The sequence below is a fragment of the Desulfonatronospira sp. MSAO_Bac3 genome, assembly GCF_003838035.1.
In the GTDB taxonomy this organism is placed as follows: Bacteria; Desulfobacterota; Desulfovibrionia; order Desulfovibrionales; family Desulfonatronovibrionaceae; genus Desulfonatronospira; species Desulfonatronospira thiodismutans.
The window spans coordinates 1-6,860 of the sequence record NZ_QYZY01000145.1; the positions used below are offsets into that span (position 1 = coordinate 1).

A 6,860-nucleotide genomic window follows, 5' to 3' on the forward strand; every position below is an offset into this window, starting at 1 on the left:
CCCCGCTAAGTACTAACTGTGCACGTTCACAAAACTTCGCGTCTGTAATTTTTGCATTTGTGCAGAAAAGGTGTCGCGGGGACTGTCCCCAGGCCGATTGAGGCATCCCCTGAATGGTTACTATCAGGCCAAGTGCTCTGAGAGTCTAAACCAGTTCCCTGGGTATGTCTTCATCCCAGCTTTTGCTGAAGATCCTGGCGTCTCCCTCAAAAGCGTCCAGAGTGGCTGTGATTTTAAAATGTGTTCTGGTGGAGGTCAGTACCGTCCTGGTTATGGTTGACATTTCCAGACCGTCTCTTTGAAAGCTTCTCCTGGAAACCACCTCTCCCCGCACTGTATCGTAGTTGTTGCTGGAGTAGGAGAAAGCTTCGTGGACATCCTTCTGTATGGCGAGGTTGATGGGTTCCAGTAGTATTTTGGGGTCGTTGTTGATTACGTTTACCTTGACTGTATTGTCGGCCAGGTTGTGCGTCACGGTCCATTCCCTTTTTGCCGGCACCAGCAGGGTTGTCTTTATGCCCTCCAGGGCAGGCGGAGGATCAAAAGGGACAAGGGTCTGATCCAGTTTTGAGGGCTTTCTTGCAGGCAGGACCAGTCTGGAGCTGCCCGGATAAAGGGCTATTTTCACCGGTTCCGGAGAGGGCCAGGCCACAGGCCAGTAGGAAGTGGAGACCGACAGCCTGATCCTGTGTCCGGCGGGAAAGCTCTGGGCTATAAAATTCATGGGGACTTGAACCTGGTATCGCTGATCCGGCACAAGCTCTTCCGGGTTTTCATGGCTTTTTCTGTGGGTCAGGTTCAGCAGGCCGAAGGTTACCCTGGTTCCTCTGCCGTCGTTGCCAATGTCCGAGAGCCTGACCGCCACCATGGCCTGGGGCTTATTTGAGGACAGCTCCAGCAGGGCTACGGGTCTGCCCAGGATCTCGGTCCTTTTTTCGAGAGGGGGTGTCTCGAAGACCAGGGCTCCGCCGTCTTCTTCGCGCTGGTCCCAGGGCAGGTCGGTGGATTCAGAGTAAGAGCACCATTTGCCACCGAAGAGACCCACACTCAAAGGGCTTTGTATCTCCATGCAGCGGTCGCGGTTATTCATGCCGGGCTGAGTTTCCAGCCCGTAAGAGGTGATGCACAGTTCAAGGTTTTCGATGTCTGGTGAGGGCCATTTTTCTTCAGCCACCCATCTCCCGGGCCTTTCGGAAACCAGGGGAGAAACTGTATCCTGCATCCAGACCCGCAGTGGTGGTTCGTCCATGATGCTGGTTTCAACGCCTTTCAGCCATTTGTCCCACCACCTGAGGCATTCCCCGGGAAAATCGATTTCCGGACCCAGTTCGACCATGTGCGGGTATTTGTGTCCCCATGGTCCCACAAGGCCCTTGACCGGAGATGAAAGGTTCTCAAGCAGCCTGAAGACAGGGTTGGAATAGCCGTCAGCCCAGCCGCTGACTGCGAATACAGGTATCTTGATAGAACTGTAATCTTGACATATGGATGCGTGTTTCCAGTAGGAGTCCTTCTTCTGGTGGCCCAGCCAGTTTTTAAGCCACAGTCCGCTACCCTCCAGCCTTTCCATCCACCTGTCTTTCCAGTTTTCTCCGGCTATCTGCGGGTCAGGAGGACAGGAGTTGTAGGCGAACATGGTGGAGGCCCAGGAGAGCTGGTCCGTAAGCAGGCAGCCGCCCATGTAGTGGATGTCGTCGGCATACCTGTCGTCCGAGGAACAGACCGAGATCACGGCTTTGAGCTGAGGAGGCTGCATTGCGGCGATCTGCAGGGCATTGAAGCCGCCCCAGGAAATACCCATCATGCCAATGCGGCCATTGCACCAGGGCTGAGAAGCAATCCAGCTGAGAATTTCCAGCCCGTCGTCGAGTTCCTGTTTCAGGTATTCATCCCTGAGAACTCCTTCCGAATCGCCACTTCCACGCAGGTCGGCCCGGATACAGGCGTAGCCGTGTCCGGCAAAAAAACCGTGTATCTGGGAATCTCGCCTGGCCTTGATATCTCTTTTTCTGTAAGGGATGTACTCCAGGATGGCTGGTACGGGGTTTTTTCCGGCTGATTCAGGCAGCCATATCTTGGCTGCTATCCTGCAGCCGTCGCTCATGGAAATCCACTGGTTTTCAATTACATGAAATTTACTTGTCTTGTTCAATCAGGTACACCCAAGTATTGCCGGCTTTTTTGGCAGAGTTTAATAAATTCGGATATTATAAAACTTTACCATTACTTAAGTAAATGCGTTTCTTATTTTAAGCGCATACCTTTGTTTGTCAAGCAGAATACCATGTACTCATGGTTGTAAAATGATAAAATTAAAATAGATTGCAATCCATAAAGCAGCGCCGGCCATGGTGGATGCTCCAGCAAAGAGTCGGCTTTGCAGGTGCACCATGCTTGCCAGGCCAAGAGGTGACCTGATATGTAATGACTATTCGGACAGGAAATAAGGAGGAAGTTGGATGGACGAAAATAAGGAAGAATATATCAGCAGGCTCAAGGCCAAGATGGACGAATTGAACAAGGACCTGGACAAATTGACCGATGAAGCCGCCCAGGCCGAAGGTGGACTCAAGGAAGAGTATCAGCAGCAGATGCTGGACTTGCGCAAAAAACTGAAAGAACTCGAAGGCAAGCTTGCTGCTGTGCAGGACTCGGGCGAATCCGGCTGGGAGGACCTGAAGCAGGGCATGGAAAAATCCTGGGCCACCTGGAAAAAAAGTTTCTCCAGAGCCAAGGAGGAGTTTGAAAAAGCTTACAGGGAAGGACCCGGGAAAAAGTAGTCTGCCATACAAGCACCCCCGGCTCCTCCTTGGCTAAGGAGGGGAGCTGCACCGCGGCTTGGATTTACACAGGGGGATAAGTTCGATATTTGCTGAGGAAAGTCTCTTTGCGGTCTGCATCAGTATGGACAGTTTTTTTGTGCTTTGCATCTTTATCTGGAGGTTTTGATTTCGCATACAGTTAACTGCCTGCTACAGAGTGCAGCCATGCCTCGATCTGCTCCCCTCCTTGGCTAAGGAGGGGTCGGGGGTGGTTCGTTAATCAGCTTCTCACCTTAATATTTGCTGACCGCCTGATTTACTTGAAGCGTTCCCTGGCGGATTTTGCGGCCTGGACCATGGAGTCAACAGCCATTTCCACCCCTGACTTCATGTCCTCCCAGGCACCTTCCCCAGCTTCCTGGAGTTGTTCCATTTTCTGCAGAGCATCATCGCGGTGTTTTTTTATTTCCTCCACCTGCTGCAGGTATTCCATTTTCGCTTCTGCCCCAACCTGTTCAGCCTTGGCGTTCAGACGATCAATTTCAGCGTTCCACTCGTCGATTTTGGCTTTTAGTTTTTGTACAAAAGCATCTCTTTGTTCACTCATGATATCTCCCTGGATTTGATAGTGTAAATAAGCACCCTTTACAATGTCGGCCTCATTGCGCAAACTCAAGTTTAATACGGATGAGCATGCAGCTGCCCATGCTGTTAAAATGTAAACCTGAATTAAAAAGCTCAGCCAGTGTAAAAGCTGTTTTTACTGGATAGCATGCAGAAAATCCCTCAAGCGTTCTGTGGGGGGATTTTCATACAGTTCTTTGGGATCCCCGTCATGTACGACACTTCCGTTGTCCATAAATATAAGCCGGTTGCCTACATTCAGGGCAAAACGAATCTCGTGGGATACTACTATCATGGTCATGCCTTCTTCAGCAAGGGAGCGCATCACCGATAGAACTTCACCTTTGAGTTCCGGGTCCAAAGCGGAGGTTGGCTCGTCAAAGAGCATGAGCTTGGGTTTTACTGCCAGTGCCCTGGCAATGGCCACCCGCTGCTGTTGACCGCCGGAAAGCTGCGAGGGATGATAATGGGCTCTTTCTGCCAGGCCCACCTTGGTCAACAGTTCCATGGCCTGGTCATTGGCCTCCTTTTTATCAGTACCCCTGACTTTTCTTGGACCAAAGGCCACATTTTCCAGGGCGGTCATCTGGGGAAAAAGGTTGAACTGCTGAAAGACCATGCCTGCTTCCTGGCGTATGTGTCGAAGATCGGTCCCGGGATCCACCACGCTTTTACCATCCACCAGCAGATCGCCGGATGTAATGGTCTCCAGGACGTTGATGCATCGAAGCAGGGTGGATTTGCCGGAGCCTGAGGGGCCCAAAACGACCACTACTTCCCCGGAATTTATGGACAGGTCGATATCGTGCAGGACCTGGGAGTCTCCAAAGCTCTTGCACACCTTTCTGCATTCTACGATTTTCATATGATCTTCATTCTCCGTTCGAGCCAGCGAAGTGAAAGCGCCAGAACAGTTGTCAACACGAGATAAATAATGGCCACTGCGGTCCAGACTTCCAGGGCCCTGAAAGATGAAGCCATAATTTCCTGCCCCTGGCGGGTCAGTTCTCCGACTCCTATAACTATAAACAGGGAAGTATCCTTGAGTCCGATAATAAACTGGTTGCCCAGAGGAGGAATCATCCTGCGAAAGGCCAGCGGGCCTACAATGTACCGGGTTACCTGAAACCTGGACAGTCCCAGGGCCAGACCGGCATCAACATAACCTTTATTTATGGACAGAACCGCTCCCCTGACGATTTCCGCAATATAGGCCCCGGCGTTGATGGCCAGAACCAGAATGGCTGCATATACCCCGGTCATTCGTATGCCCATGGCCAGGGGCAGGGCGAAATAGACGAACATGGCCTGGACAACAATGGGCGTACCCCTGACAATCCATACATAAATGGCACCGGCATAATTGATAACAGGTATCCTGTAAGCCAGGATAAGGCCGGTAAGAACTCCAAGCGCCATACCACCCAGAAGACCGTAAACGGTTATGTGGATGGTCAGCTTGACTCCCTGCATCAATTGCGGGAGAGTGGAAAGGACGAATTCGTATTGAAAATCCATAAGTCAACCATAAGGTAAAAGTGGTATTAAAATGAAAGGGAAACTCTATAAGAAACCGGTGAGGGGAAAGCCCCGCAGGAGATTTAACGTAACCATTCAGGGGATGCCTCAAACGGCCCGGGGACAGTCCCGCACTTATTTTTTTCTGATGAACAATTTACAGATGTGAGCGTTAGAAAAATAAGTGCGGGACAGTCCCCAAGGCCTTGTGCAAGTAATCACCACCGAGGAACCCCCTGAATGGTTACGCGGGGACTACAATTGACTACCTCCTGAATGCTTACGATTTAACCTGCGGGGCTCTATGTTATCTGGGGTTGGGGGCTTCACCGAACCATTTTTTGTATATCTCGGCGTATTCACCAGAGTCTACCAGCTCCAGAAAGGCGACATTAACATCGTTTCGCAGTTCGCTGCCCAATGGAAATCCGATGCCGTAGGACTGGGACTGCATGCGGGGTCCCACAGCCTTGACCTGGTCGTCACCAGCAGTCTGGATATAGTACAAAACATTGGGGGTGTCATGCATGGCTGCGTCCACCCTGCCGGCGCGTACTTCCATGTATGCAGCTTCGATATTGGGGAACTGGACAATGTCTGCCGGGTTGAGCCTGGGAGCATGGTCTGCGCTGGTGGTCCCGGTACGCACAGCAATTGTCCTGCCCTCTATGTCTTCAGGTCCCTGAATTTCGTCATTGTCCTTCATGACCATAATGCTTAAGCCACTGTCGTAGTAAGGATGTGAAAAATCTACAACCTTTTCACGTTCTGCAGTAATGGTAATTCCTGCCAGAGCGGCATCTACACTGCCTGTCTGCAATGCCGGAACAATGCCGGAAAAGTCCATGGGCTGCAGTTCATATTCTACGCCAAGTCTATCAGCAATAGCATCCCAGAGATCAATATCAAAACCTACATATTCACCTGTGTCAGAGTCTCTGAATTCAAATGGTACAAATGCTGTGTCCACTGCAACAGTAAGTTTTTTAGCATGCAGCGAAGATGCAAACATACTCATGAACATAAAAACACCTAACAGCAGGCATAAAAAAAATCCACTCCTTTTCATCGATACCTCCATAAAGTAAAAGATAAACACACAACCTAAAGCAGACTAAGAACAAAATCTATAAACAAAAATGATTTAACTGTTTAGACATTTGCATGTGGCATGGGACTGACTCTCACAGCATTTTTTTGATTATTATTTCGCAAAAATATAACAAAGCGGCTGCGGTAACTGCCATCTTCTTTAATTGTAAGTGGTTAGATTGTTGCAAAATGCTGACAAGTGAGGGTGTGCTAAAATTGAATGCCGGCATGTTCATTAAATTATATATTTTTATTATATACCTGGAGCATCAGGTATTTAAAAAGATACAGTAATGGAATGGTTGTGTGAAAAAATGATACTGTTTTTTATCCGACGGTTGGATAACTGTCAAATATTTTTTAATGAGGAGGATGTCCGGGACAAAAGTGGTCAGGAGACAGGTGAGATGTGACTGCAAAAAGTTATTTTTGCAGTCAGAAAAGTCAGAGATCAGTAAAAACAAAGCGTTATGTAGATTGTTGGCTGCTGAATTCTTAATTGCCTGACTTTTTGCAGGTGCATCGTGAAGTTGAGAGGTTAACTCTTTTTTGCAGGCATGGCACTGTTACCTGTATATGAACCCTTGCCTATCGGGGCTATATCTGCCAAAAGGTGCTGTACCCGGGGGATAATATTTTTTTCAGAGGATGTCCAGACAAAATGAAAAGCTTGATGCGCAACGTGCTTAACTTGAGACAGCACAACAGGGTTGTGGTTACGGGCATAGCCGGGGGCGGCAAGACTGTTTTTCTGACCTCGCTCATTTCTCATCTCATGGAGTTCGGCCAGGGGCAGTTCCATGTGGGCAGGGGAGTGGACATCTCCGATTTCAGGGAGCTTTCCGGCAGGGAGAAATGGCCCCC

Annotated in this window: 7 protein-coding genes; 2 read left to right on the forward strand and 5 right to left on the reverse strand. The window is 49.6% G+C overall.

What is annotated here, in order from left to right; translation table 11 throughout:
* Window positions 1-145 precede the first annotated feature (145 nt).
* On the reverse strand, window positions 146-2,152 hold the full coding sequence (locus tag D5S03_RS05175; RefSeq protein ID WP_008871608.1) for a CocE/NonD family hydrolase: 2,007 nt from the start codon (window positions 2,150-2,152) through the stop codon (window positions 146-148).
* A gap of 307 nt (window positions 2,153-2,459) precedes the next feature.
* On the opposite strand from D5S03_RS05175, the gene D5S03_RS05180 reads away from it, so the two are divergent.
* Window positions 2,460-2,780, forward strand: a complete 321-nt coding sequence (locus D5S03_RS05180) for a sll1863 family stress response protein (protein ID WP_008871607.1) — start codon at window positions 2,460-2,462, stop codon at window positions 2,778-2,780.
* Window positions 2,781-3,078: 298 nt separating this feature from the next.
* Here the strand turns inward: D5S03_RS05180 and D5S03_RS05185 are convergent, their stop codons facing one another.
* From D5S03_RS05185 to glnH, 4 genes are all read right to left on the reverse strand, one after another.
* Window positions 3,079-3,369 carry a sll1863 family stress response protein gene (locus tag D5S03_RS05185; RefSeq protein ID WP_008871606.1) on the reverse strand — a complete coding sequence of 97 codons (291 nt, stop codon included), beginning with the start codon at window positions 3,367-3,369 and terminating at the stop codon, window positions 3,079-3,081.
* A 153-nt stretch (window positions 3,370-3,522) separates the two neighbouring features.
* The gene (glnQ, locus tag D5S03_RS05190; RefSeq protein WP_008871605.1) at window positions 3,523-4,251 is read right to left on the reverse strand and encodes a glutamine ABC transporter ATP-binding protein GlnQ; all 729 of its coding nucleotides are present in this window, start codon (window positions 4,249-4,251) and stop codon (window positions 3,523-3,525) included.
* Window positions 4,248-4,904 carry a glutamine ABC transporter permease GlnP gene (glnP, locus tag D5S03_RS05195; protein ID WP_008871604.1) on the reverse strand — a complete coding sequence of 219 codons (657 nt, stop codon included), beginning with the start codon at window positions 4,902-4,904 and terminating at the stop codon, window positions 4,248-4,250. Before glnP ends, glnQ begins: the two co-directional genes overlap by 4 nt.
* Before the next feature lie 307 nt (window positions 4,905-5,211).
* Window positions 5,212-5,922 carry a glutamine ABC transporter substrate-binding protein GlnH gene (gene glnH, locus D5S03_RS05200; protein WP_244156406.1) on the reverse strand — a complete coding sequence of 237 codons (711 nt, stop codon included), beginning with the start codon at window positions 5,920-5,922 and terminating at the stop codon, window positions 5,212-5,214.
* 735 nt (window positions 5,923-6,657) lie between these two features.
* Between glnH and D5S03_RS05205 the strand changes: the two genes are divergently transcribed.
* Window positions 6,658-6,860: YcjX family protein (locus D5S03_RS05205; protein WP_287042880.1), on the forward strand; the 203-nt coding region annotated here is incomplete at its 3' end.